The organism is Brevundimonas sp. KH_025, from assembly GCF_057839885.1.
Map to the genome: position 1 here is coordinate 968,481 of NZ_CM174501.1, position 24,036 is coordinate 992,516.

Below are 24,036 nucleotides of genomic sequence, written 5' to 3' on the forward strand. Positions count from 1 at the left end.
CTCCACCACTTCGTGGCCCCCCTCCCCACGGAGTGGGGAGGAGAGTTCGTTAGGCGATGGTCGCCTTGACGATCTTGCCCGGAGCGCGGGGCGGCTCGCCCTTGGGCAGGGCGTCGACGTGATCCATGCCTTCGATCACTTCGCCCCAGACGGTGTACTGGCCGTCGAGGAAGCGGGCGTCGTCGAAGCAGATGAAGAACTGCGAGTTGGCGCTGTTGGGATCCGAGGTGCGGGCCATCGAGCAGACGCCGCGGACGTGCGGCTCCTTCGAGAACTCGGCCTTCAGGTTCGGCTTCTTGGAGCCCGAGGTGCCGGTGCCGGTCGGGTCGCCGCCCTGGGCCATGAAGCCCGGGATGACGCGGTGGAAGACGACGCCGTCATAGAAGCCTTCCGAGGCCAGCTCGGTGATGCGGGCGACGTGGCCGGGGGCCAGATCGTCGCGCAGCTTGATCACGACGTTGCGTTCTTCGCCGTCGCCGGTGTCCAGGGTGAAGGTCAGGGTTTGGTCGGCCATCAGGCTCTCCTTGGTGTGTGCAGGCTAGAATTGTGCGCGGGTCATAGCGGCTGAACGCTGTCACCGCTATGTGGGAAGCATGACTGACGACGAAAAGCCCTCCGACAAGCCTCCGGAACGCCGCCGGATGGTGCGCCCGCCCACGGGCGGCACCGCCGCCGGGCGCGGCATGGGCCAGAAGATCAAGACCGCCGACAAGAAGACGCTGTCCAGCCAGGCCTGGATCAAGCGCCAGCTGTCGGACAAGTGGTCGGAACGCGCGCGCGCCGAGGGCTGGCGCAGCCGCGCGGCCTTCAAGCTGCTGGAGATCGACGACCGATTCCATCTGATCAAGAAGGGTTCGCGGGTCATCGACCTGGGCGCGGCGCCGGGCGGCTGGATCCAGGTGGCGCTGAATCGCGGGGCGACGGCGGTGGCCGGCGTGGACCTGCTGATGATCGAGCCGATTCCCGGTGCGACCCTGATCCAGGCTGACTTCACCCATCCGGGCGTGGACCAGCAACTGATCGACGCCATCGGCGGACGACCGGATCTGGTGCTGTCGGACATGGCGCACAACACCGTGGGCCACCGCCAGACAGATCACCTGAAGATCATCGCCCTGATCGAGATCGCCGCCGACTTCGCCATCCGCACTCTGAAGCCGGGCGGAAATTTCGTGTCCAAGAACTTCCAGGGCGGCGACGCCGGCGGTGTCCTGACGCGGCTGCGCGAAGAGTTCGAGACGGTGAAGTACGTGAAGCCCGAATCGAGCCGCAAGGGCAGCGCCGAGGTCTTCCTGGTGGCGCTGAACAAGAAGTAGCGGCAGGGGTCTCCACGCTCAATCCTCCCCCGTGCAACGGGGGAGGGGGACCGCCGCAGGCGGTGGAGGGGGCGGCCGTGGCCGCTTCCTTCGATATTGCTTGCTTTGTCCGCTAGACCTCAAGCCGCCGCGCCCAAGCTCGCCCCCTCCACCATGCTGCGCATGGTCCCCCTCCCCCGCTGCGCAGGGGAGGATCGTCAGACGGCGGCCGCTTCGGCCGCCCGCTGCGCCCTGTTCGCCTCGATCCGTGTCCAGATGCGGTCGTGCAGGGTGAAGAAGGCCGTCTGCACCAGGGGCTCGACCGTGCCGATGGCCAGGGCGATGCGCCAGTCGCGCGTCAGGGCGTAGGCGACGGCGACCGCGACAGTGAAGTGCATGAGCCCATAGGTCACGGTCTTCAGCGCCACCTGTTTCAAACTGCGGGGCAGGGCGTGGCTGTGGCCGTGATGGTTGTGGGCGCGGTTCTGCTCGTGGGCGTTCATCAGCTCCAGACGGGCGGTGACGGCCTCGGCGGTCTCCTCGAAGCCTGACAGCATTCGGCGCTGCTCGACCCGGTGCCAGACCCGGTCGTGAATGGAATAGGCCAGGGTCTGGAAGATCGGCTCGACCACGCCGACGGCCAGGGCGATGCGCCAGTCGCGCGTCAGGGCGAAGGCCACGAGGATGGCCACGATCAGGTGCATAAGGCCGTAGCTCGCGATCTTGAGCGCGAGGCGGCGGGCGGTGCTGATCAATATGCGAACCATTCGCAATATCTGGGTCTGAACGCCTCAGGGTGCAAGGCAATTTCTCTTATTCCCTGCATAGCTCCGTCTTGGGGTTGCGGTTCCCCGGCATGGGGCGTTATACGCGGCCCGCAAAACGGAGACTCCCTATGGAGATACGCGAAGGCCTTACCTTCGACGATGTTTTGCTCGAACCCGGCCCGTCCGAGATCATGCCAGCGATGGCGGATGTCTCGACCCAGCTGACGCGCAACATCAAACTGAACATCCCGCTGCTGTCGTCCGCCATGGATACAGTGACCGAAAGCCGCTTGGCCATCGCCATGGCGCAGGCCGGCGGCCTGGGCGTGCTTCACCGCAACATGACCATCGAGGAGCAGGCCGAGCAGGTCCGCACCGTCAAACGCTATGAAAGCGGCATGGTCATCAACCCGGTGACCGTCTCGCCCGACACGACCCTGGGCGAAGTTCGCCAGATCGTCGAACGCAAGAAGATCACCGGCTTCCCGGTGGTTGATCCGGCGACGGGCAAGCTGGTCGGCATGCTGACCAACCGCGATATGCGCTTCGAGAGCGATCCCTCGATCAAGGCCTCGGCCCTGATGACCACGGGCGACCTGATCACCGTGCGCGAAGGCGCCGGTCGTGAAGAGGCGTGGAACCTGCTGCGCACCCGCAAGATCGAACGCGTCATCGTCGTCGACGACGCCTATCGCGCGGTGGGCCTGATCACGATGAAGGATATCGAGAAGGCCCACGCCTTCCCGAACGCCGCCAAGGACGAGCAGGGCCGCCTGCTGGTCGGCGCCGCCTCGACGGTCGGCGATTCCGGCTATGAGCGGGCCATGGCCCTGGCCGAAGCCGGCTGCGACGTGGTGGTGATCGACACCGCCCACGGCCACTCGGCCTCGGTGGCCCAGGTGGTCGAGCGCATCAAGCGCGAGAACAACCGCCTGCAGATCATCGCCGGCAACGTCGCCACCTATGACGCCACCCGCGCCCTGATCGACGCGGGCGCCGACGCCGTGAAGGTCGGCATCGGCCCGGGCAGCATCTGCACCACCCGCATCGTCGCGGGCGTCGGCGTGCCGCAACTGACCGCCGTGATGGACGCCGCCCGCGCGGCTCGCGACAGCGGTTCGCCGGTCATCGCCGACGGCGGCATCAAGTATTCGGGCGACCTAGCCAAGGCCATCGCGGCGGGCGCCAGCGTGGCCATGATGGGCTCGATGTTCGCCGGCACGGACGAGAGCCCCGGCGAGGTCTTCCTGTACCAAGGCCGGTCCTACAAGTCGTATCGCGGCATGGGCTCGGTCGGGGCCATGGGCGCCGGCTCGGCCGATCGCTACTTCCAGAAGGAAGTTTCGACCGAGAAGCTGGTCCCCGAAGGCATTGAAGGTCAGACGGCCTACAAGGGTCCGATCTCTCCGGTCCTGCACCAGATGGTCGGCGGCCTGCGCGCTTCCATGGGCTATGTCGGCGCCGCGACCATCAAGGACTTCCAGGAACGCGCCCGCTTCGTGCGCATCACCAATGCGGGCCTGCGCGAAAGCCATGTCCACGACGTGATGATCACGCGCGAAGCGCCGAACTATCGTCAGGGCTGACCTGATCAGCTCCCGGTTTCGGCCGGGAGCGGCTTCGTTTTGAGCGGACAAGTGAGGGGCAGGGCGTGACGACTGAACTGATCTATCTGGTCGCTGTCCTGATCCTGGCCCTGGTGCAGGTCCTGCTGCCGGCGGCGGTCAAGGATCTGGAGTTCGGTTTGGCCTGGGGCGTGGGTTCGCGCGACCAGACACCGAATTCGAAGAACCTTGTCGTGGGCCGCCTCGAAAGAGCCCGGACCAACCTCTATGAGACCTTGCCGCTCTTCATCGGCGCCGTTCTGATCGCCCATGTCACAGGGCAGGAGGGGGCGCTGACCCTGTGGGGCGCGGCGCTCTATTTCTGGGCCAGAGCAGCCTATGTTCCGCTCTACGCCTCTGGACTTCCCTATCTCCGGTCGCTGGTCTGGGCTGTCTCGCTTGCGGGACTGATCATGATCCTGACGGCCCTTTTCATTTGAGACCCGATTGACCCCTGCAGCCCGCCTCGCCGCCGCCGCCTCCGTCCTCGACAGCATCGCCCACAGCCGCCAGCCGGCCGAGGTGGTGCTGAAGGCCTGGGGCGCCGCCAACCGCTATGCGGGGTCCAAGGATCGTCGCGCCATCGCCGACCGCGTTTACAAGGTCATCCGCGCTCGCGGCCGTCTGGTCTGGGCCATGGGCGGGCGTGAGGACGGCCGGGCTCTGGTCATCGGCTCGCTGTCGCTGATCGACGGCCTGCCGCTGGACGAGATCGAGCTGCTGCACTCGGGCGAGGGCTACGGCCCGCGTCCGCTGTCGAAGCAGGAGCGCGGCCGCATCACCTCGGCGCCGGGCGAGCTGCCCGGCTGGGTCGCCGCCGGCCTGCCCGAGTTCGTGGTCGAGGACTTCAAGATCACCTTCGGCGACCGCTGGACCGAGGAAGCCCACGAACTGATGGCGCCGCGCGCGCCCATCGACCTGCGCGTCAACGTCGCGAAAACCACGGTCGCGGGCGTCGAGGCGGAGCTGGTCGAGGCCGGTCTGTCGCCCGAGCGTACGCCCTGGTCGGCCGTGGGCCTGCGTCTGTCGGCCGAGCCGCCGCCCAATGTTCAGGCGCTGGAGGCCTTCAAGCAGGGCCATATCGAAATTCAGGACGAAGGCAGTCAGGTCGCCTGCTGGCTGACGGGCGTCGAGCCGGGCATGACCGTGGTCGACTATTGCGCCGGCGGCGGCGGCAAGACCCTGGGTCTGGCCATGCTGGGCCAGCCGGTCGTGACCAAGGCGCCCAAGGTTCAGGCTGAGGCCGCGCCGGTCGCCGTCTGGTCGCCGGTCGGCGGGGACGGGGAGGGCGCTGCCCCCCAGCCCAAGCCCAAGGCCAAGCCGGTCGAGATCACCAGCAGCATCCGCCTGTTCGCCTATGACGTGGTGCAGAAGCGTCTGGACAACATCCGTCCGCGCCTGAGCCGCGCCGGCGTCACCGCCGATCTGCGCCTGCTGGGCCAGAACGGCGGCGGGGTCGAGGATCTGGTTCGTCAGGCCGACGTGGTTCTGGTCGATGCGCCGTGCAGCGGTTCCGGCACCTGGCGTCGTCGTCCCGAGGACGCCTGGCGTCTGAAGCCGTCCGAGGTCGAGCGCCTTCATGCCCTGCAGGTCCAGATTCTGGACCGCGCCTCGGCCCTGGTGAAGCCGGGCGGTCGTCTGGTCTTCGTCACCTGCTCCATGCTGCGCGGCGAGAACGAAGCCACGGCGGACGCCTTCGAGGAAAACCACCCCGAGTTCGCGCCGGTCCCGGTGGCCGAGGCCCTGAACGCCGCGACCCTGACCGATGCCGCGCGCGAGCGCCTGGGCGCGCTGGCGGCGGGCGGTCATCGCCTGCGCCTGTCGCCGGCCTCGACCGGCACCGACGGCTTCTTCGCCGCCGTCTATGAGCGGACGGCGTGAGCGAGGGCCGTTCCGAAGAAATCTACGGCCTGACGGTCCTGCCCGTCATGGCGGCGCCGGCTGAGTACGGCGCCGCCCTTCAGGCGCGCATCGTGCCGCTGATGACCGGGATCGGCCCGGTCGAGGCGGCCATCGCCCTGACGGCGGCCCTGACACGGCTGGAAGCCGAAGACGTCCTGCCGGACCTGATCGTCTCGCTGGGCTCGTGCGGATCGCGCGATCTGGAGCACGCCGCGGTCTATCAGGCCTCGTCCGTCAGCTATCGCGACATGGACGCCAGTCCGCTGGGCTTCGAGAAGGGCAAGACGCCTCTGCTGGACCTGCCCGCCGTCCTGCCTCTGCCTTGCCCCATCCCCGGCGTGCCGACCGCGACCCTGTCGACGGGCGCCAATGTCGTCTCGGGCGCCGCCTATGACGCCATCGACGCCGAGATGGTGGACATGGAGACCTTCGCCCTGTTGCGTGTCGCGCAGACGTTCGGCGTGCCGCTGGTCGCCCTGCGCGGCGTCAGCGACGGCAAGAGCGAGCTGACCAAGCTGGAGGACTGGACCTCCACCCTGCACCACGTCGACGCCAACCTGGCCGCCGCCTGGGACCGTCTGGCCGAGGTGCTGACGACGCAGGGACTGGCCGCATTGGCCGATGTCCCGGCTTCGCGACTTGATCCCGACGTCTTCACCCGTCAAGAACCCGCCCCATCAACGCCCGCTTCGGATTCTGAGCCCTCATGACCGCGCCCCACACCCACGAAGCCGTCCTCATCGTCGATTTCGGCAGTCAGGTGACGCAGCTGATCGCGCGCCGCCTGCGCGAAGCCGGCGTCTATTGCGAGATCCACCCGTTCAACAAGGCGGGCGAGGCGCTGAAGACGGTGGCGCCCAAGGCCATCATCCTGTCGGGCGGCCCGGCCTCGACGACCGAGGCGGAAAGCCCCAAGGCTGACCACGCCCTGTTCGAGGCCGGCGTGCCGGTGCTGGGCATCTGCTACGGCGAACAGACCATCTGCGCCGAGCTGGGCGGCAAGGTCGAGAGCGGCCACCATCGCGAGTTCGGCCGCGCCGAGATCGTCATCACCCGCGAAAGCCCGCTGTTCGCCGGCATCGGCGCGGTCGATCACCGCGAGACCGTGTGGATGAGCCACGGCGACCGCGTCACCGCCATCCCCGAAGGCTTCCACGTCATCGCTACCTCGGAAGGCGCGCCCTACGCCGCCATCGCTGACGAGGCGCGCAAGATCTACGGCGTGCAGTTCCACCCGGAGGTGATGCACACCCCGCGCGGCGCCGTGATCCTGAAGAACTTCACCCACGGCATCGCCGGCCTGACCGGCGACTGGACCATGGCCGCCTATCGCGACGAGCAGATCGCCAAGATCCGCGAACAGGTCGGCTCGGCCAAGGTGGTCTGCGGCTTGTCGGGCGGGGTGGACTCGTCCGTCGCCGCCGTCCTGATCCACGAAGCCATCGGCGATCAGCTGACCTGCGTCTTCGTGGACACCGGCCTGCTGCGCAAGGACGAGGCCAAGCAGGTCACGGAACTGTTCCGCGAGCACTACAACATCCCGCTGGTGCACGTTGATGCGTCGAAGGAATTTCTCGGCGAGCTGGCCGGGATTTCGGACCCCGAGACCAAGCGCAAGACCATCGGCCGCGTCTTCATCGAGATCTTCGACCGCGAGGCCGCCAAGATCGAAGGCGCCGAGTTCCTGGCCCAGGGCACCCTCTATCCCGACGTGATCGAGAGCGTCTCGGCCTCGGGCGGCCCCTCGGCCGTCATCAAGAGCCACCACAATGTCGGCGGCCTGCCGGACTTCATGAAGCTGAAGCTGGTCGAGCCGCTGCGCGAACTGTTCAAGGACGAGGTCCGCGCCCTGGGCCGCGAACTGGGTCTGACCGACGCCTTCGTCGGACGCCACCCCTTCCCGGGGCCGGGCCTGGCCATCCGCATTCCCGGCGAGATCACGCCGGACGCTGTTGCAACGCTTCAGGATGCGGACGCCATCTATCTGGAAGAAATCAGGAAAGCCGGTCTCTACGACGACATCTGGCAGGCCTTCGCCGTCCTGCTGCCGGTCAAGACGGTCGGCGTCATGGGCGACGCCCGGACCTACGAAAAGGTCCTGGCCCTGCGCGCCGTCACCTCGACCGACGGCATGACCGCCGACTTCTATCAGTTCCCCTGGGACATCCTGGGCAAGACCGCCACGCGCATCATCAACGAAGTCCGCGGCGTCAACCGCGTCGTCTACGACGTCACGTCGAAGCCCCCCGGCACCATCGAGTGGGAGTGAGGGGAGGCGGGCATACGGGGGCGACCTCTGGAGAGGATTTTCGTTGATGACAGGTCGACATTAGCGGTCGGGTTCGGACAGGGCGACCCTGTAGCCGTACGGTAGTAGATCTACGGGTGCGAGCGATTGCGGCCGCTCTGGAGGTCCGTTTTTGACTCAAAGCGGCGGTTGGATCTGCCCGCTCACGGCCCGCGTATTCCTAAAGCCGAGGTCGGAGCCAGACGTGACCTTTCCCGGAGAGTTCGCGGCGGGTGTTTAGCCAATTGCCCCAGAGATCGCGCCTTACCCCAGCCCAGGAGGGGTGTTGCGACCGGGACCGTCGTCGGCGATCAGGACGAACTCACCCCGCCGGATCGCGCGGAGGAACTGCCCTAGGGCATTCCGAACACGCGGTTGGAGGTCGTCGCCGTCGCCGGCCACCTCACCACCCCGGAGCAGCCCGACGTGGTCGATCCTCTGCTGGTCGACTGGGTCGCGCTGTAAAGTGAGCCGTCCCTCACAGGTCAGAGGGCGAGATCGCCCTTTCGATGGCGGCGACCACGGCGCGTCCGCCGTCTAGCGTCGCCTTGATCAACGCCTCCAGGTGCGCGGTCGTCGCTGTGTGGGAGCCGACATAGCCTGACCGCACCACATCGACGAAGGTTTCCCCGCGAAGGTACTGGCCGGCGAGCGACTTGTAGGAGATGCGCAAACCGCCCTTGGGGCCGGTCAATCCGCCGCTCGCCATCATATGCTGCAGGTGATCCAGGCTGAGCAGAATGCCGGCGTTCCCGGTGGCCCCGTTTCGCCGCACGAGCTTGATGAAGAAGGGGCTCGGGCACATCCTATAGGGGCCGCAGCCAGTGGCCGACGCGGCGAACCGGTTCATGCGATCGATCTCCGCCCTGAACTGGGCGTTGATCGGCACGCTCCATTCGTTGTCGTCCTGCTCGCGCCGTGGACCGAACGGCGTGTCCACCGTCCGAAATGTCCGAGGCTGCAGGTCCATCATCTTGTACTGGACCATCACGATCGATTGCTGCCGTTCGTTGAGGTAGATCAGATCTACTCCGAACAGGCGCTCGAGCGGCTGCTTGTTGGCCGTGAACACCTCGAGCCTGTCTTCGCCCTGGGTGAAGACCGCGCGCCCCGTGAGATCGCTGTCGCTGAGGGTCCAACCCGGTATCCAGCGCGCGTCATGCTCAATGGCGATGTCCTCCTGCACCCTCGCCCCGGCCAGAGCGGTCTGGCGCTGTGACAGAACCAGTTCGCTGGCGGTGGCGTCACGGGCTCCGAACGCCTTGAGGGCCAGGGTCAACGCGTCTTCCTGAAGTGCGACCGCGTTTCGATAGACGCGCTGTGCGCCCAGCAACGACAGCTGCTGGCTCAGGGCGGGGCGGTTATCCGCCCTTGCGGCGATCCGATCTATGAGCCAGTCGCAGACCCTCGGCGTGAGCCCCGAGAACGAGGAACGCGTCTTCATCACCCGCGCGATGTGAGGCCTGAGCTGGGCAGGCAGGCTGCGACCGGCCAGATCGCGCAAGGATCCCGGCTGGATCGGGCGCACATAGTCGAAGGAGACCCGGCTGTCGCGCGTCGCCACGGCCTGAATCGACCTGATCCAGCCCAGTTTCAGATGCGCCTCCACCGTGGTCGGCTCATCCCAGTCGCCCGTCGCCACCTGCCCGCCAGTGATGACGATCAACACCGGCGACTTCGGCTTGGCGATCCGGGCCACGTCATGCGGAAACACCAAGGTGAAGCGCGCGCCGCCCTTTCGTCCTTCCAGGAACTCCTGCCACTCGACGGCGGTCAGTCTCAGGATCGTGAGGCCGCGTTTTTTCAGCGGCTTGAGGTCGAGCGTTGTCATTCAGGCGCGAGGTGGGCTGTCATTCCAGCTTCACCGTAGTCCGGGTCACCGCAAAGACGCCAGTCTCCACGCAGCGTCGGAACGCTTTTGAACCGTTCACGCAGTCCAGCGCCGCACGACTCAATGATGACGACGCGTTGCCGTCGATGCCGATGTCTTGCGACGAAGGCGGTCGGAGAGTTCTCGCCAAGGTCGGCCGCCGAACGCCGTTGGACCGGCTGCGAGGCTATGGCGCAAGAGTCGAAAAATGCGACGAGACCGATCGCGTGAAGCTAGGCCGATAGCGATGCAACCGCTAGTCTCACCCCGCGGACACTGGTTCGATAGGGCGACGTCTGGTTCACCGAGGGGCTGGCTCGCTGGAAATCGGTGCGGCGACGCCCGAAGGCTCCAGACCTTTCGCCAAGATTCCAACGCCCGCCCCTTACGACCTATCCGTTGAGGCCGCCTTGCCCATTCAGTTCTCAGAACACGGACCGAGCTTTCCTGACGCTCTCGTCGACGACATGCTCGAGGGGAAGGTTGTCTTCTTGTGCGGAGCAGGGGTCAGCAGCCCGCAATTGCCGGGTTTCCGGCAGCTGGTCGACGACGTCTACGACCGGCTGAACGTGGAGAAGACGCCCGGAGAGACCCGTTCTTTCAATGAAGGGCGCTATGAGGAGGTTCTCGGCGCGTTGGCGCGGCGATTGTCGCGACCGCAGTCCGTCGGCCGGGCGGTCAACGATCTGCTTCAGATCACTGACCCCGACCTCGCAAGACACCGGACCCTGGTGAGGCTCTCCCGCGACCTGCTCAGCCGACCGACGTTGGTGACGACGAACTTCGACACCCTGTTCGAACGCGCCTACGAAGAAGAGGAGGGCACGGGGGCATCCAAAGCCCTCAGTCTCGCGGGGCAGGCTCTGCCGCCGCCGGGCGGCGCCGACTTCTGCGGTATTATCCACCTTCATGGACGTCTCGCCGATGGTGATCGCGCCCTAGAGGCGTCAGCTCTGGTGATGACGAGCTCGGAGTACGGCGACGCCTATATGCGATCTGCATGGGCGTCCCGTTTTCTGTTCGATCTCGTCCGTTGCCGCACACTGGTCTTGGTCGGTTATCAGGCCGGCGATGCGCCCGTCCGGTATTTCTTGAATGTTCTCGAGTCTGATCGGGAACGCTTTTCAGACCTGCAGGACGTCTACGCCTTTCATGGAAAGAGCAAGGAGGAGGCGGACGACGAGCCTTGGTCTACGATCGCGGTCCATCCACTCCGCTTTCAGAAAGCCGAAGGCGAGGATTCCTTTCGTGTCTTGTGGGACGACTTGGCGGCTCTCGCCGAGCTTGTCGAAACCCCACGCCGATGGCGGCGTGCAAGGGCTCAAGAGATACTAGCCCGACCGTTGGCCGACGCGACCCGGCTGGAGCTCGACATCGTCGCCTGGCTGGTGCGGGGCAAACGAGACCTGTGGGATGTCGTCATCCCGTCGGTGGCCGACTACCGATGGTTCGACCATTTCACCGCGCAGAAGCTGTGGGAGGATGCCGATGCGGCATGGGTTCTGGCCTCTTGGTGTGCTTCGGACTGGGAGAGCCGCGAGCGCCTTGGTTGCGCGGCTGGCTGGCTGGAACGGTTCGGCGAAGCGTTCGCGGAGCGGCTAGACCAGCGGATCGCGTCGAAGCCGCCCGGAGATGACCTGCTGTTCCGGGCCTGGCGCCTGATCGCCGTCAGCGCGCGCCCGCCTCGCGATCCTGAGCTCCAGAGCTATCGTATCGTGGGGCGGCTCAAGGCGGGCCGGATATCGGACGGTGACATTCGGTTAGGAGTCGAGCGGATGCGGCCCCGCATCGCCATATCACCGCGAGAGTCCGGGACGAGTCGGTCGGCCAAGCCAGCGAGTCGGATCTCCGATTTCTTTCACCTGAGACTGACCGTCGATGACCGGGGCGGCGTGATGGATCTGATGGACGCCCTTCTGGCGGCTGCGGACCCTATCCGCCTGTGTGAAATCGCGACCGAACAGCTTCGGATCGCGGTCGCCTCGGCCAGCGAGGCGGACTTCTTCGCGCTGACCGATCGACTGGATGACAACCTCCCCACCGTCGAGCGGCACGCCCAGAACAAGCATCACGACGGGGTCGTCTATCTCGTCCAACTGCTCAGCGAGGCGCTGGGGTGTGTGGCAGGAGAAAATCACGCGGCGGCCCGCGTGATTTCCGAAAGCTGGCGCACGCTGCCGAGTCGCGTCGGAGTCAGGCTGTTCCTCCAAGCCTTGCGCCGCACAGATCTGTATAGCGCCGACGCTGTCGCTCAAGCCATCCTTACCCTGTCGAACGATGAGTTTTGGAAGATCCGGCGGGAGCTGATTCTGGCGATAGCCGAACGACTCGGCCCCGCCGATTCCGTTCTCATCGCCGGGATCAACCAGCGAATTCTGTCCGAAGCTCCAAAGCTCTACGAGGAAGGCTACGCCGCGCCGGAGGGGCAGGAGGACTGGCGGCCGCTGGCTCGCGACCGGAGTGCCTGGCTTCGGCTTTCAGCGCTCAAGCGCGCGGGGGTTCTGCCGGAAGACGGTGCCGCCGAACTGGCGGCCATCGCCGCTCGTCGCCCGTTCATTTCCGGCGACTTCGACGAAAGCGACCTGTTTTCCTCCTATTCGACCGGCGTGCGCTACGTGAGCGGCGATCCAGAGCCGATGAAGAGGATGCGTGATCCCGAAAAGCGCCTCGATCTCGCGCGCACCACGTTAACCGAATGGGATCCGGACACCCAGCAGAATTGGAGTGCCTACTGTTCGGCGGATCCCGAAGGTGCACTGGAAGCCTTGAAGCTCGCTCCCCTGACCGTGGACAATGCGGGGCTCTGGAGCGACCTGATCGGTTCATTGACCTGGGCACCCCAAGGGGAAAAGCCTCAGGCCAGACGGGCGCGCCAGGCTGTCATTCGCCAGATATTCGACCACCTCACGGATGCCGAAGACGGGCTGATCGAGAGCCTGACGCGTGGGCTGGCCTATCTGCTCGAGCAGGCCCGCCGCGCACGCCTTGCCACCGCCGATGCATGGTGGGACAGGCTTTGGGGGGCCTGCGAACGCATCGACGAGGACCTGTCCGACGATGCCACAGATCGATTCTATGATCATGTCATCAACACAGCGGCCGGTCGGCTGGCGGAGCAGCTCGTCACGGAAATCGACGCCCGCAAAACGAAGTCAAAACGCATCTCGCCCGCGAACAGGGGCCGGTTGCGCCTGATCATGGGCTCCAACACGTCGGCGGGATGGCTCGCGCGAGGTGCCTGCGTCAGCCAGATCGGATTTCTATTCTTCATCGATCCGCAAGGCGTCCGTCGCACCTTGAAACCTTGGATCGCCAGGGACGACCGTCAGGGCGAGAAGTTGAGGGCTGTGCTCGTCGAATGGGCACGCCTGGGGGAAAAGGCCGAGACGGCGCTCGCGGACGAAATCCTATGCGGTGTCCGCGAAAGCCGGTCGGACGGTCTGATCGCCACGCACGTCGCCAACCGGCTCATTCGACCACTCTTCCTCCATGCGGTCGATCGCGGGTCTTCTCCAATCACCCAGGGCAAGGTTCGGGCGCTGCTGAAACAGGCCGCACCCTCTGTGCTGGAGGCGGTGCTTCATGTGATGGAAGAGTGGGTTCTCAAGAGCGGACGCAAACCTGAAAACGCGTGGCGTCAGGCGATCGGTCCGATTTTCGAAGGCGTCTGGCCGAAGGAACGAACCTACAAGAACCCGACATACACTCGACGGCTGGCGGAGCTGTGCGTCGCGGCCGGACCGGCGTTCCCCGAGGCCTTGGACACGGTGCGCCATTTTCTGTTGCCGCTGGAAGGCGGGTGGGGCGGGCTTCATTTTCTGACGAGTTCTTCGGTCCTCTCTGATCATCCTAAGGCGGCGCTGGAGCTCCTCTGGACGCTCTGCGGTCCGGAATGCGACGTCGAGGTCTGGGAACTAGACAAGGTCCTAACGAAGATCGGGGATGCTGATGCTGCGCTCATCCGCGATCGTCGGTTCCAGTGGTTGGAGCAGCGGGCGCCCCATCATGGTTGAGTTCACACTTCGCGGCGGGGTGCATCTCGAGAGCTTCCAGATCGATTTCGACGTCACGCGCACGGCCACCTTCCTAGACGAGAACGGAACATCGGTCGCAGCTGTTGATGATAGACACCGCCAACGTCGGCTTTGCGGCCACGGCTCATTGTCCGCTCCTGGGGCTCTCCAGATATCGCAACCTCTAAGAGACGCAGCCAAATGTGTCTTCCGGTGTCGTCCCAAACCTTTTACGACCGGACATGACTGCAGCCTCCATTGATCCCGCCGTCTCCCTGGCGTTCAGCATTCATGCCAACAAAGGCGCCTATGCGCTTCTATTAGGGTCAGGGGTCTCGCGAGCGGCAGGCATCCCGACTGGGTGGGAGGTCACGCTCGATCTCGTGCGGCAACTGGCGGCTACGACCGGTCATTCCAATCTTCCCGACCCGGAAGCTTGGTTCAGGGAGACCTACAGTCAAGACCCGGACTATTCGGATCTCCTCGACCAGCTTTTTAAGGTTCAGGCCGAGCGTCAGCAGTGTCTGAAACGCTATTTCGAGCCCGACGCAGACGAGCGGGAGCAGGGCCTGAAGGCACCCACGCCGGCGCACCACGCCATCGCCGAACTCGTGGCCCTGGGTTATGTCCGCGTGATCGTCACCACCAATTTCGACCGGCTTCTCGAGCAAGCGCTCGAAGCGCGAGGAATTGTGCCGGTCGTGATCGCTAATGCCGACCAGGTGCGGGGCATGCTGCCACTGGTTCATCAGACCTGCTGCCTGATCAAGGTGCACGGCGACTATCTCGACACTCGCATCAAGAACACCGTGAAGGAGCTCGAGACCTACACCCCAGAAATGGATCAGTTGCTTGACCGAGTCTTCGACGATTTCGGTCTCATACTCTGCGGCTGGTCGGGTGCCTGGGATCCGGCCCTGCAATCCGCCATCACCCGCGCCCCCAACCGGCGGTTCGCAAGCTACTGGGCGACGCTCGCGCCACTTTCGGGTGCGGCGGAGGCGCTCGCGCGCGAGCGTCTGATCACGCCGGTGCCGACGCCGGGCGCCGATCGCTTCTTCTCTGACCTGAACGATCGAGTGGCGTCGCTTCGGGCGTTGGATCGGCCCCATCCCTTGTCTGTCGAGGCGGCGGTGGCGTCCCTAAAACGCTACATTGTGGAGGACCGGTATCGGATCCGTCTGCACGATCTTCTTCTCGACGCGGTGGAAGATGCGCGCGGACGCTGGGCCGCCGCCGGCGTCTCCTTGGTCGGCCCGACGCCTAGCGACGAAACCATCCCGGGCCGGATAAAGGCCTACGACGCCAGCATGGAGACCTTGCGCGCGCTCGGCCTAGCGCTCGGGCGCTGGGGACGGGCGGAGCATGGGAGGCTCATTGCCGAGGTGCTCGACCGACTTTGCCGCCGCGAGCCGGTTCGCGGCTCCACCTACACCCTCTGGTCGGAACTGTGGCCCTATCCTGCGACCAGTTTCTTCTACGCAGTGGGGTTCGGCGCATTGGGCGCCGAGAACTTCGAACTGTTCGGAGCGCTCGCCGCGACCCGACTGGCGACGGAGCGCGGCGACACGGCGACGGCGGTCGCCCGGCTGGCCCCGGGCCTGCTGGTCCGAGATGGAGGAAACCTGCGCTCTCTTTTCGGGTCGGGACGCTATACGCCGCTCAGCGACTGGCTCTCGCAGCTGTTCCGCCCCCTCATAGCTCCCCATGAGATCGAGAACGACTACTACGACGGCTTCCCGATGCGGTTCGACCGGCTAGAAATACTGATCGCAGTCGCATACCGCGCGTTTGACGCCAGCGGGGGAAGTTGGGCCCCCTACGGCTGTTGGGGATGGCGTCACGAGACGCATCAGAAGCTCAACGAGCAGATGAAGGCGCAGATCGACACCTTGGGCCAACAGGCCCCGTTGATGCGGACCGGGTGGTTCGCATCAACGGACCAGGCGATCAAGGCGCTTGACGAGGTCTACGCCGTGGCTGGCCGCTCCAACTTCTACTGAGCTCGCTCCAGCGCCGCCCGATCGGAATGCCTGCTTTCAGGCCATAGGGGGGGGGCGCTTCTGGCGCGTGCGAGACCTCTGGAAAATTCAGAAGCCCGAACCCTAGCCGATCCCAGACAGCTCCCTGTTCATACTTCGTCTTCAGCGGCCAGGCCAACATGGCGAAGCAGCAACCGCCCAAGAGGAGTCAGCCGCCGCGACTGCTGCTTCATCATGCCGGTCTTCTGATCGAACTCCGGCAAATCGCCTTTCTTCAGCGTCTTGAACGTGGGGGCTAGAAGACCAAGCCTGACCAACTCCAGTCGCGCTAGTTCGAAAAGGGCTTCCTTATCTAACTCGCTTCGCTCGGACCCCAAGTGCACCCGGGGCGGGTCGAATATAGCCGCATGGCGTTCATGGAATGAGTTGTCCCGTTCGTTTCGATGCAGCTTACCAGCTAGGATGATGATTTGGTCGTCGTCGATTTCGCGGAGAAGCTTCAGCATTCTCTTAGCCTCAATCCGCGTCTTCTCGTCGCCGGTAATGCCGCGTGCAACGATCTTGGAAATATAGTCCTGTCGTTCCGGTGAGAGCGCCCGGACGGACTGCAACGCCCCCTCCTCGAAGAGGTCGATACGCTCCGGGTCCTCAAGTTGCTCTCTGAGTTGGTTTTCGTCCATTTCATCAAATCGCGCGCTCAGGTGCCGAGCGTACGCTTCAAGGCGCTCCACTCGCTGTTGCGGGATGAACTGACCGGCGACTTCAGCAAGAAGGCCGCCAACGCCAGGAATCATCCCGAGCGCGCCTTTGACGGTCACCGTCATCACCCGGGGCCCGACATCCTCTCCCAAGGGCGGTGGCGTCGACGTTTTGGCCATGATGGCGACCCCCGAATCCATCTCGAATATGAGAGTTATAGAACCCGCGTAGCCTAGTTTGAATGTCGCGTTTTTGGCGACCCATCAATGGCCGCTCCTGGCGCATTGAAGCCCTTGGTGCTGAAGGGTGGCGACAATTTCGCCAGTATTTCGCGTAAACATTTAGGGGCTGAGGTCTGCGCATTCGTCTCTCCACCCCTTGCCTGCAAGGCGATGTTTCCAGTGGAGTCTTTGTGCGCAGTTCGAAGCGTTTCCCCGCCAGTTTTCGGGGCTGTTCCGAGAAAAAGGGGCCGCCCGCCGCTGCCCGTCGTCACCCATCCAGTCAGCCTCTGGGAGGTACATGACGACCCCCGGGACTTCCACGCCGCGCTGGATCTCCAGATCCGCCGACATGGCGAAAACTCTCATCGTCTGCACCGGGCCAACGCGTCCGCTGGCGGGCTGACGGACCGGACGACCCTCGCGGCCTGCGTCATGCGCCTGCGCCGGAAGGACGGGGCGGGATGGCGTCGGTCAGCGGCACCGCTGGAGCCTGGATCGGCCTATCGGTTGTCTGGCGAGGCGCGGAGAGATTGGGAGCATTCGATCTCTCCGATGGCGTCCCTGCGTTATTCCATTACTTTCAGAACCTTGGCCTGACAGGCGGAACTAACCTGTCAGAATTTCAGCGGCCTCGGGAAAGCGCTGGGCCAGGCGAGAGGCCCAGTCTGAAGTTCTGCCGCCGGCATGACGCGCCTCGCGGGGTCGCGCCAGGACGAGGGCGGCCGCTTCCCTGTGAGCAGGCCAGTCCATCAGGAGGCGCATGGCGGCCTCGAAGTCCGGGTGGCTGGAGGCATGGGCGAAGGCCCGGTCCAGGGCCTCGACGTCATCGAAGTCGGGCAGGCGGGAGAGGTAGTCGCGCAGGACCGGCGCCGACAGGTCTCGTTCGAACAGGGTCCAGCGCATGTCCTGGGCCTCCTGACGGCTTCCTTCGGCGTCGAGTACGTCGATGGAGGCGGCTTCCCAGGCCGGGGTCAGGCGAGGTGCGCCGTCCTTCGGGTTGTGGCCAAAGGTCCAGCGGCGGTTGAGGGAGGAGGGGCTCAAGGCGGCTTCGAGCGCGGAGCGGGCTTCGGTGACGCGGCCGGCGCCCAGGAGGCGGCGGGCGATGTCGGCGGCTATGTCGGGCGATCCGGCCTGTTCGGGGGTGACAAGCGACAGCCAGAGGTCGAGGTCCTCGGCCTTGTCCGCCAGGCGGCGCAGCAGGTTGCGGCCTGCAGGGGTCTTTCTGGCTGATGCGTCCAGGCTGTCGAGCAGCCGGCGCGCCGTGCGTGGACCCAGGGTCTCGCCGGCGGCGGAGATCCAGCGAGCGTAATCCTGCGGATCTCGACGCAGGGCGTCGACCAGGTCGCGCAAGGCCTCGTCGCCAACGGTTTCGGCGAGGGAGAAGAGGTCGGGCGCCGCGGCCTCGAAGGCGGCCGGCAGTTCGCCCTTGGTGTCCTTCACGCGGGCGGCCAGGCCGGGATAGAGGTCGAACCAGCGAATGAGAACGGCGAGCGCCTCGCCGGGAGCCTCGGGCGCCAGGCGCTCGACGATCATCACGCGGTGGGTGTTCAGGTCGTCGAGAAGTTCGCCGCGCCTGCGCCAGGAGATGCGGGTGCGCGCTGCGGCGAGCGCGGTGAGGCGCTTGTCGATCTCCAGGGTGAGGATCTCAGGACTGATCTCGGCAGCGAGCTCGAGGCGAAGGCGGCGCTTGAGATTGGCGTTCCCGGCGCCCGCCTCGATCAGCAGGTCCGCAAGGCGCGGCGCGCCGAGGTGGACCAGGCTGGCTGCGGATAGCCGGGTCGAAATCCGAGATTGTCGCGCCATGAGGTCCTTTGGGCAGGAAGGGTGTTCGCCACCCGTGCGTCTATAACATGCTCATCCCGACGCCGGCCCAGGCTCGGCGGGATGCGCCGTTCGTCTGGCCGTGTACAAGGCGCCGCAAGAAGGCCGCTGCTCGGCTGAAAGGAAGGCTCCCATGCCCAGGGTCAACGACACGGTCCATATCCGTTTTTCCATGCGCGGTATGTCGGGGCCCTTCTGGCAAACCAATGCCACGGTGGCTGCCGTCAGCGGGACGTCGCTGCTTCTGGACGGGCTGGACCGTCAGGTTCCCGCGGTGACTTCAGAACTCAAGCCGGCCGGGGCAGGGCGGTGGACGCTGGACTGGGAGGTGCGGCGTCGGCCTTGAGGCGTTAGTCCGCTGCGACCCCGTCATAGGCGTCGAACAAGCTTTGCTTTAAACAGGCGTAGTGGAAGCGACCGACCTCGCTTTCGTAGACGGCCCGGCGCGTCTCTCGCCGAGCGGGTCGGGCCGTCGCCTTCGCGTATGGCTCCAGAAAGCCTTCTCCTGAGCGCTCGGTCGATGGCGTTCGGGTTCTGGGCGGGCCACACTGGGCCCATGGAATCAGGGCTTAAGATTGAAACAGAATGGTCGCGCCGCGGGCGTGGCAGGGGTGGCTTCGAGGTCTATCGCGGCAAGGGCCGGCATGCCCGCCGATTGCACCCCTCATCTTCCGGCGGCGTCATCTTCAGCCTCTTCATGTCCTGGCTCCGCGGCAAGGCTTGAGCCGCCGAACTGAATCGGGGAGCGCTTGCTGAAGATCTCGGGGCGCGAGGAACTTTGAGAGAGCAGCAGGGTTGATAGTCTGATCGCCGGATGAAAATCGGACGATTGAGGTTAGGATCGTCATCCAGAAATGGGTGAAGCCGAGCCCCCAATGAAAGCCCGACGCGCACCCCGAGAGGGGCAACGCCGGGCTTTCGCTGTTTTTGGCGCCGCCTCGCGCTCGTTAGTTTCGCGCCTGCATTGTCAGTCACGCTGTCCAGGTTCGCCCTTATGCGAGACCTTGAAGGTAAGGCCGGGTTCTTCGTTTTCAGGCTGAAAGGGCGTTTATCAGCCACTGCTTGAACGCCGCGGCGTCAGCGGCGGCCCCTCACGCTGAAAGCGAGCGACACGGCCAACGCCGCCAGGGCGCCATTCATCCACCAGGCCGCAGGATCCGCGTAGGCGCCGCCATGGTGGACAAGGTGGGCGCCGACGACGCCGAGCAGGGCGGCGGCCGACGCCAGTCTCAGTAGGCGCGACAGGCGGCGTGGTTCGGCGAACAGCGCGGCGGCGAGGGTCGCGAGCGTGACTACGGACCAGGCGATCAGGGGCGTGGCGGTGGAACCGCCGCCGAACGCGATGGTGATCAGAGCCGAGACCGCGAAGGCCAGGGGCTGGCTCCAGACGGTGGCGATCCAGATGCGCTCCCACCGGGGCGCGGGTCGGCCCTTGTCGCGGCGGCGGGCCAGCCAGATCGCGACGCCGCTGGCCGTGACCGAGGTCAGGGCCAGGCCGAGCAGTCCATAGGCCAGCTTGATGACCATGCCGCCGTACCAGCCGAAATGCAGCGGTCCCAGGGAGCCGAGGATTTTCTCGCCGAGATTGGTCTCGCCGGTCTTGGAGGCGTCCAGAAGTCGACCCTTGCCGTCGAAATAGAAGGAATCGGCGGCGATCAGCCGGTTCGGCTGCGAGGCGTTGACCATGACGGCCTGACCGCGCTCGGTCGGGTGTTCGAGCCCGATGAAGGTCGGCGTCGAACCGGGCGACAGGCGCTGGGCGGCGTCCAGCGCGGCGACGAGGTCGGGCAGGGACGCAGCGGGACGGGGATCGTCGACGATGGGCGGCAGGAAGAGGGCGTAGGCCTTGCTGGTGTCGCCCTGGAACATGGCCATGGCCAGGACGCCGACGATGATCGTAGTCAGGCCCAGCAGGGCCCCGGTCAGGGAGACGATGACGTGGAAGGGCAGGGCCCAGACGCCGAGGCGGTTGTGCAGGTCGGCCTCCTGCAGCCGTTTCGAGCCGCCCCAGCGCAGGTGGAAGGCGTCCTTGAACACGCGCGGGTGGGCCAGGACGCCGGAGATCAGCGACGACAACAGGGCGACGCCGGTCAGGCCGACGACGAACATGCCCCAGGTCTGCGGCAGGTGCAGGTTGATGTGCAGCCGCGTCATGAACTCGGTCCAGACGGGTTCGTCGGCGTCGGTCAGCTGCCCGGAGGCGTCGGCGGTGAAGGTCTGGTGCTTGCCGTGGGCGTCGGTCATGACGCTGAAACGGGGCAGGTCGGGCGTCGGCGGGCTGATATAGATGTGCTCGATCCCGTCGCCCACGCGACGGATGGTCTGTTCCATGACGGTCTGGATGGCGGCGGGCGTCACCGTGGTCAGAACCGGAACGTCGGCCTGCTCCCAGCGCTGGAACTCGCGGGCGAAGACGGCGACCGAACCCGAGAAGCAGACCAGATAGATGAGCGCGGCGAAGGCTAGGCCCAGGGCCGAGTGGCCCGCGAGGACCGAGCGGACGAAACCCGCCGGGATCTTGGGCCAGATCGGCTTGCCGGCCTTCTTGGGCGCGGGCTTGGGCGTGGGCTGGGGCGCGGACTGGGGCGCGGTCATGAGAAGCCCTTCAGGATGGCGGCGGTAAAGGTGACTAGGCTGACGCCGACCAGCACCGCCGTCGCACGCAGGATCTTGTCGTCGGCCAGGGTCCAGGCCATGGCGCCGCCCCACAGGACGGGCACCATCAGGCCGCCGATGACGAGGCGGGTCTGGGCTGCGCCGGGGCAGAAGGCGGCGAAGCAGATGGCCACGCCCATGGCGGCGATCATGCCGAGCGGTCCGGCCAGCAGACCGCGCAGCCAGCCGCGCCACGCCTTGGAAACGCGGTCTGACGGCTCGGGGGCCAGGCTCTTGTCGCCGCGAACCCGGGCCGCTCGAACCTGAACCTTGGCGACCACCATGCCCAGCGCCGCCACGGAGACCAGGGTGAAGGCGATGAAGGGGCCGCGGCCCGCGCCCAGCATCAGGCCCGCAGCCATGGTCAGGACAGCGATCGCCAGCCAGCCCGAAACGATCCACCACGGCCGTGAGGCGGTGCGGTCGTTCCAGGCGCGACGCAGCAGCGAGGCCGCGCCGACGGCGCCCGCCAACAGCAGGAGCGACCAGCCGGCCGTTGCGACGGCCTGGCTCACCAGCGCGCCTGAAGGATGACGCCGACCACGCGCGGATCGCCCAGGATGGCTTGCTGGGTCTGTTCGCGGATGTAGGTCAGGTATTCTTCGTCGAGAATGTTCTTGCCGTAGAGGTAGGCGCCCCAGCGGTCGGTCTCATAGCCGACCTTGGCGTTGACCAGGACGCGGCTCGGCACTTCGCTGCCGGCCTGATAGGCGCCGTTGCCGCTGAAGACCTCGGAGCGGTAGTTGGCGTTGAGGTTGGCGATGAAGCCGCCGTCCCAGCGGTAGTTGCCGCCCAGCGCCAGGGTCCAGCGCGGCGCGAACGAGAACTCCGTGCCGCTGAGATCATCGGTCCTGCCGGACACATTGGTCGTGAACTCGTCGAACTTGGTGCGGCTGTATCCGACCGAGCCGTACCAGTCGAAGGCGGTGTTGAGGCGTTGGGCGGCCTCGACCTCGAAGCCGTAGAGGTGGGACTTGCCGGCGTTGACCGTGTGGTTGTCGAAGTTGTTCAGGCCGAAATTGACCGACACCTGCTGATCGGTCCAGTCGACGTAATAGGCGTTGGCGTTGACGGTCAGGGCGCCGTCCAGCCAAACGGAGCGGAGCGAAGCCTCATAGTTCCAGGTGTATTCGGGATCGTAGGCGAAGACCTGGGAGCGGGCCGTGTTGGCGCTGGATCCGCCCGAACGATAACCGCGCTGGACCACGAAGGCCGTCGCCAGGTCGGGGCTCCATTCATAGCGAACCCCCAGCTTGGGCAGGAAGGCGTCGAAGGTGCGGCTGGCCTCGGGCGTCGAGGCGTTGGCCTGGGCCACCATGTCGGCGACCCCGGCGTTGATGCCCATGACGGCGAAATAGAGCGGCGTGCCGGGCGCGCCGAAGGCGACCGGATCAGGATAGGTTCCGACGAAGGTCGTGGTCTGCTGGACCGTGACGCTGTTTTCCTCGTGGTCCCAGCGGAAGCCGCCGACGAGGGCGAGCTTGTTCGTCAGGTTCCAGGCCCCGTCGGCGAAGAGGGCGTAGGTCGTGACCTGACTGGGATAGTCGGACGTATAGTACACCGGGATGACCGGCAGAGCTGCAGTGTAGAGCGAGGCCACATGGCCCGCCGTCCCTGCGTCGAGGCCGTTGGCCTGCAACAGGGCCGAGATGGTGTGGACCGGCGTGTTGACGTCGGTGCGGCTGGCGGAATCCGCCTGCTGATCCCGGTTGTAGTAGAAGGCGCCGAGCAGGCCGTGCCAGCGTTCGCCCTGATAGTTCAGGCGCAGTTCCTGGGTCAGGGTGTCGTAGTCGGTGTCGCTGGAACCGTAGGAGGTGTTCAGGGGACCGCCGTCGCCGTCATACTGAGCAAAGCTGAAGACGCTGCTCCACGAGGTGACGCTGGAGAACCTCAGGGCTTCGGACAGGGGATAGGACACCTCCAGCGTCGCCAGATCGGCCTCGACGTTGGAGATGTTGGGCGTGTTCTGCGCCGTGTCGCGCCGGTCGTAGAAGCCGGGCGTATCGATGTCCGTGTAGTTGAAGATATAGCCGCCGTTGCTTTCGAACCGCGTGTAACCCAGTCGCGCCTCCAGGCCCGGCAAGGCGGTCGGGGTCCACAGCAGCTTCCCGCGCAGCGTCAGGGTGTCGACGGGGGCTTCGGGTTCGTCGCGCGTGGTGTTGTGAATGAAGCCGTCGCCGTCGCGCTTCTCGCCTGCGATACGGAAGGCCAGTTGATCATTGATCAGAGGCCCGCCGCCGGCGAAGGCGAAGGCGGTTTCCTGGGGATCGGCGATGACCGCGCGCCCGCGGGCATCCCAGCCGAAAGTCGGATCGTTGGAGCGTATGACGACGGCGCCGCCCAGCGCATTCAAGCCCTGAAGTGTCGATTGGGGGCCGCGGAAGATCTCGACCTGGCGCATGTCCCAGGCGTCGGTGGGGCCGCTGAAGGCGATGCCCGAGGGGAGGGGCGCGCCGTCGACATAGATGGTGGTCAGGGCCGCGTCGCCGCCGCCGGAGACGCCCTGGTTATTGACGCCGCGAATGGTGAAGCCGTGGTGGCCATAGGTCTCGGACACGTTGGCGGTGCGCTGGAACACCTCGGCCAGGGTCTGAATCGCTTCCTGCTCGACCCGGCGGGCGGTGGTTACGGCGACGCTGGCGGGCGTGTCCTGAAGGGACCGATCGGTCTTCTCGCCAGTGACGACGATCTCGTCGACCATGAAGGCCTGCTCGATCGATTGCGCATGCGAGACACCCGCGACCGTCAGCGTCAGAACACCGGCGGCCGAAGACGCCAGCAGTTGATTACGAAACATGGATATCCCCCACAACGAAGCTGTGCCGCCGTAGTGAGAATGCTTCTGCGAGTCAATCGCATATCAATTTTGGCTAGGAGCCGTACCGGTGAGTAAGCCGCCTGTCCCAGGCGGCCGCCGGGC

The 24,036-nt window shown here is 65.8% G+C and carries 17 protein-coding genes; 9 read left to right on the forward strand and 8 right to left on the reverse strand.

Annotation, left to right across the window (positions count from 1 at the left end; translation table 11 throughout):
• Positions 1-49 precede the first annotated feature (49 nt).
• Positions 50-514, reverse strand: coding sequence for a peptidylprolyl isomerase (locus AC3IS2_RS04945; protein WP_489199536.1), 465 nt, complete (start codon positions 512-514; stop codon positions 50-52).
• Between the two features lie 79 nt (positions 515-593).
• On the opposite strand from AC3IS2_RS04945, the gene AC3IS2_RS04950 reads away from it, so the two are divergent.
• On the forward strand, positions 594-1,316 hold the full coding sequence (locus tag AC3IS2_RS04950; protein WP_489199537.1) for an RlmE family RNA methyltransferase: 723 nt from the start codon (positions 594-596) through the stop codon (positions 1,314-1,316).
• Between the two features lie 197 nt (positions 1,317-1,513).
• Here the strand turns inward: AC3IS2_RS04950 and AC3IS2_RS04955 are convergent, their stop codons facing one another.
• Positions 1,514-2,062, reverse strand: a complete 549-nt coding sequence (locus AC3IS2_RS04955; protein WP_489199538.1) for a DUF2061 domain-containing protein — start codon at positions 2,060-2,062, stop codon at positions 1,514-1,516.
• Positions 2,063-2,190: 128 nt separating this feature from the next.
• On the opposite strand from AC3IS2_RS04955, the gene guaB reads away from it, so the two are divergent.
• The 5 genes from guaB (at position 2,191) to guaA (ending at position 7,837) form a co-directional block, all read left to right on the forward strand.
• Entirely contained in the window at positions 2,191-3,648 is a 1,458-nt protein-coding gene (gene guaB / locus AC3IS2_RS04960) for an IMP dehydrogenase (protein WP_489199539.1), read from the forward strand.
• 65 nt (positions 3,649-3,713) lie between these two features.
• A complete protein-coding gene (locus AC3IS2_RS04965) occupies positions 3,714-4,106 on the forward strand; it encodes an MAPEG family protein (protein WP_489199540.1) in 393 nt (130 codons plus the stop codon).
• A gap of 7 nt (positions 4,107-4,113) precedes the next feature.
• Positions 4,114-5,547 (forward strand): RsmB/NOP family class I SAM-dependent RNA methyltransferase, encoded by a 1,434-nt coding sequence (locus tag AC3IS2_RS04970; protein ID WP_489199541.1) that lies wholly within the window; start codon positions 4,114-4,116, stop codon positions 5,545-5,547.
• Positions 5,544-6,278: a 5'-methylthioadenosine/S-adenosylhomocysteine nucleosidase gene (locus AC3IS2_RS04975; protein ID WP_489199542.1), complete on the forward strand. Its 735-nt coding sequence runs from the start codon at positions 5,544-5,546 to the stop codon at positions 6,276-6,278. Before AC3IS2_RS04970 ends, AC3IS2_RS04975 begins: the two co-directional genes overlap by 4 nt.
• Positions 6,275-7,837, forward strand: coding sequence for a glutamine-hydrolyzing GMP synthase (gene guaA, locus AC3IS2_RS04980; RefSeq protein WP_489199543.1), 1,563 nt, complete (start codon positions 6,275-6,277; stop codon positions 7,835-7,837). The genes AC3IS2_RS04975 and guaA overlap by 4 nt, the downstream gene beginning before the upstream one ends.
• Positions 7,838-8,333: 496 nt before the next feature.
• Here guaA and AC3IS2_RS04985 read toward each other — a convergent pair whose 3' ends face one another.
• Positions 8,334-9,686, reverse strand: coding sequence for a hypothetical protein (locus tag AC3IS2_RS04985; RefSeq protein ID WP_489199544.1), 1,353 nt, complete (start codon positions 9,684-9,686; stop codon positions 8,334-8,336).
• 449 nt (positions 9,687-10,135) lie between these two features.
• Between AC3IS2_RS04985 and AC3IS2_RS04990 the strand changes: the two genes are divergently transcribed.
• Together AC3IS2_RS04990 and AC3IS2_RS04995 are read left to right on the forward strand one after the other, a co-directional pair.
• Positions 10,136-13,738 (forward strand): SIR2 family protein, encoded by a 3,603-nt coding sequence (locus AC3IS2_RS04990; RefSeq protein WP_489199545.1) that lies wholly within the window; start codon positions 10,136-10,138, stop codon positions 13,736-13,738.
• Between the two features lie 242 nt (positions 13,739-13,980).
• A complete protein-coding gene (locus AC3IS2_RS04995; RefSeq protein WP_489199546.1) occupies positions 13,981-15,741 on the forward strand; it encodes an SIR2 family protein in 1,761 nt (586 codons plus the stop codon).
• A 128-nt stretch (positions 15,742-15,869) separates the two neighbouring features.
• On the opposite strand, the gene AC3IS2_RS05000 is transcribed toward AC3IS2_RS04995, so the two are convergent.
• The gene (locus tag AC3IS2_RS05000; RefSeq protein ID WP_489199547.1) at positions 15,870-16,544 is read right to left on the reverse strand and encodes a hypothetical protein; all 675 of its coding nucleotides are present in this window, start codon (positions 16,542-16,544) and stop codon (positions 15,870-15,872) included.
• Positions 16,545-17,246: 702 nt separating this feature from the next.
• On the reverse strand, positions 17,247-18,443 hold the full coding sequence (locus tag AC3IS2_RS05005; RefSeq protein ID WP_489199548.1) for a DUF6880 family protein: 1,197 nt from the start codon (positions 18,441-18,443) through the stop codon (positions 17,247-17,249).
• Positions 18,444-18,594: 151 nt separating this feature from the next.
• Between AC3IS2_RS05005 and AC3IS2_RS05010 the strand changes: the two genes are divergently transcribed.
• On the forward strand, positions 18,595-18,807 hold the full coding sequence (locus tag AC3IS2_RS05010; protein WP_489199549.1) for a hypothetical protein: 213 nt from the start codon (positions 18,595-18,597) through the stop codon (positions 18,805-18,807).
• Positions 18,808-19,538: 731 nt separating this feature from the next.
• Here AC3IS2_RS05010 and AC3IS2_RS05015 read toward each other — a convergent pair.
• The 3 genes from AC3IS2_RS05015 to AC3IS2_RS05025 are packed head-to-tail and all read right to left on the reverse strand — an operon-like array spanning position 19,539 to position 23,913.
• Positions 19,539-21,056 (reverse strand): PepSY-associated TM helix domain-containing protein, encoded by a 1,518-nt coding sequence (locus AC3IS2_RS05015; protein WP_489199550.1) that lies wholly within the window; start codon positions 21,054-21,056, stop codon positions 19,539-19,541.
• Positions 21,053-21,631 carry a hypothetical protein gene (locus tag AC3IS2_RS05020; protein WP_489199551.1) on the reverse strand — a complete coding sequence of 193 codons (579 nt, stop codon included), beginning with the start codon at positions 21,629-21,631 and terminating at the stop codon, positions 21,053-21,055. The genes AC3IS2_RS05015 and AC3IS2_RS05020 overlap by 4 nt, the downstream gene beginning before the upstream one ends.
• Complete coding sequence (locus tag AC3IS2_RS05025; protein ID WP_489199552.1) at positions 21,628-23,913, reverse strand: TonB-dependent receptor; 2,286 nt, start codon at positions 23,911-23,913, stop codon at positions 21,628-21,630. The genes AC3IS2_RS05020 and AC3IS2_RS05025 overlap by 4 nt, the downstream gene beginning before the upstream one ends.
• Between the last annotated feature and the right edge of the window lie 123 nt (positions 23,914-24,036).

What these genes read in the sequence shown, in the direction of transcription:
- AC3IS2_RS04955 (WP_489199538.1), bottom strand. Translation starts at nt 2,062, where the DNA reads ATGGTTCGCATATTGATCAGCACCGCCCGCCGCCTCGCGCTCAAGATC.
- guaA (WP_489199543.1), top strand. Translation starts at nt 6,275, where the DNA reads ATGACCGCGCCCCACACCCACGAAGCCGTCCTCATCGTCGATTTCGGC.
- AC3IS2_RS04985 (WP_489199544.1), bottom strand. Translation starts at nt 9,686, where the DNA reads ATGACAACGCTCGACCTCAAGCCGCTGAAAAAACGCGGCCTCACGATC.
- AC3IS2_RS04950 (WP_489199537.1), top strand. Translation starts at nt 594, where the DNA reads ATGACTGACGACGAAAAGCCCTCCGACAAGCCTCCGGAACGCCGCCGG.
- AC3IS2_RS04995 (WP_489199546.1), top strand. Translation starts at nt 13,981, where the DNA reads ATGACTGCAGCCTCCATTGATCCCGCCGTCTCCCTGGCGTTCAGCATT.
- AC3IS2_RS05005 (WP_489199548.1), bottom strand. Translation starts at nt 18,443, where the DNA reads ATGGCGCGACAATCTCGGATTTCGACCCGGCTATCCGCAGCCAGCCTG.
- AC3IS2_RS05010 (WP_489199549.1), top strand. Translation starts at nt 18,595, where the DNA reads ATGCCCAGGGTCAACGACACGGTCCATATCCGTTTTTCCATGCGCGGT.
- AC3IS2_RS04945 (WP_489199536.1), bottom strand. Translation starts at nt 514, where the DNA reads ATGGCCGACCAAACCCTGACCTTCACCCTGGACACCGGCGACGGCGAA.
- AC3IS2_RS05015 (WP_489199550.1), bottom strand. Translation starts at nt 21,056, where the DNA reads ATGACCGCGCCCCAGTCCGCGCCCCAGCCCACGCCCAAGCCCGCGCCC.
- AC3IS2_RS05000 (WP_489199547.1), bottom strand. Translation starts at nt 16,544, where the DNA reads ATGACGGTGACCGTCAAAGGCGCGCTCGGGATGATTCCTGGCGTTGGC.
- AC3IS2_RS05025 (WP_489199552.1), bottom strand. Translation starts at nt 23,913, where the DNA reads ATGTTTCGTAATCAACTGCTGGCGTCTTCGGCCGCCGGTGTTCTGACG.
- guaB (WP_489199539.1), top strand. Translation starts at nt 2,191, where the DNA reads ATGGAGATACGCGAAGGCCTTACCTTCGACGATGTTTTGCTCGAACCC.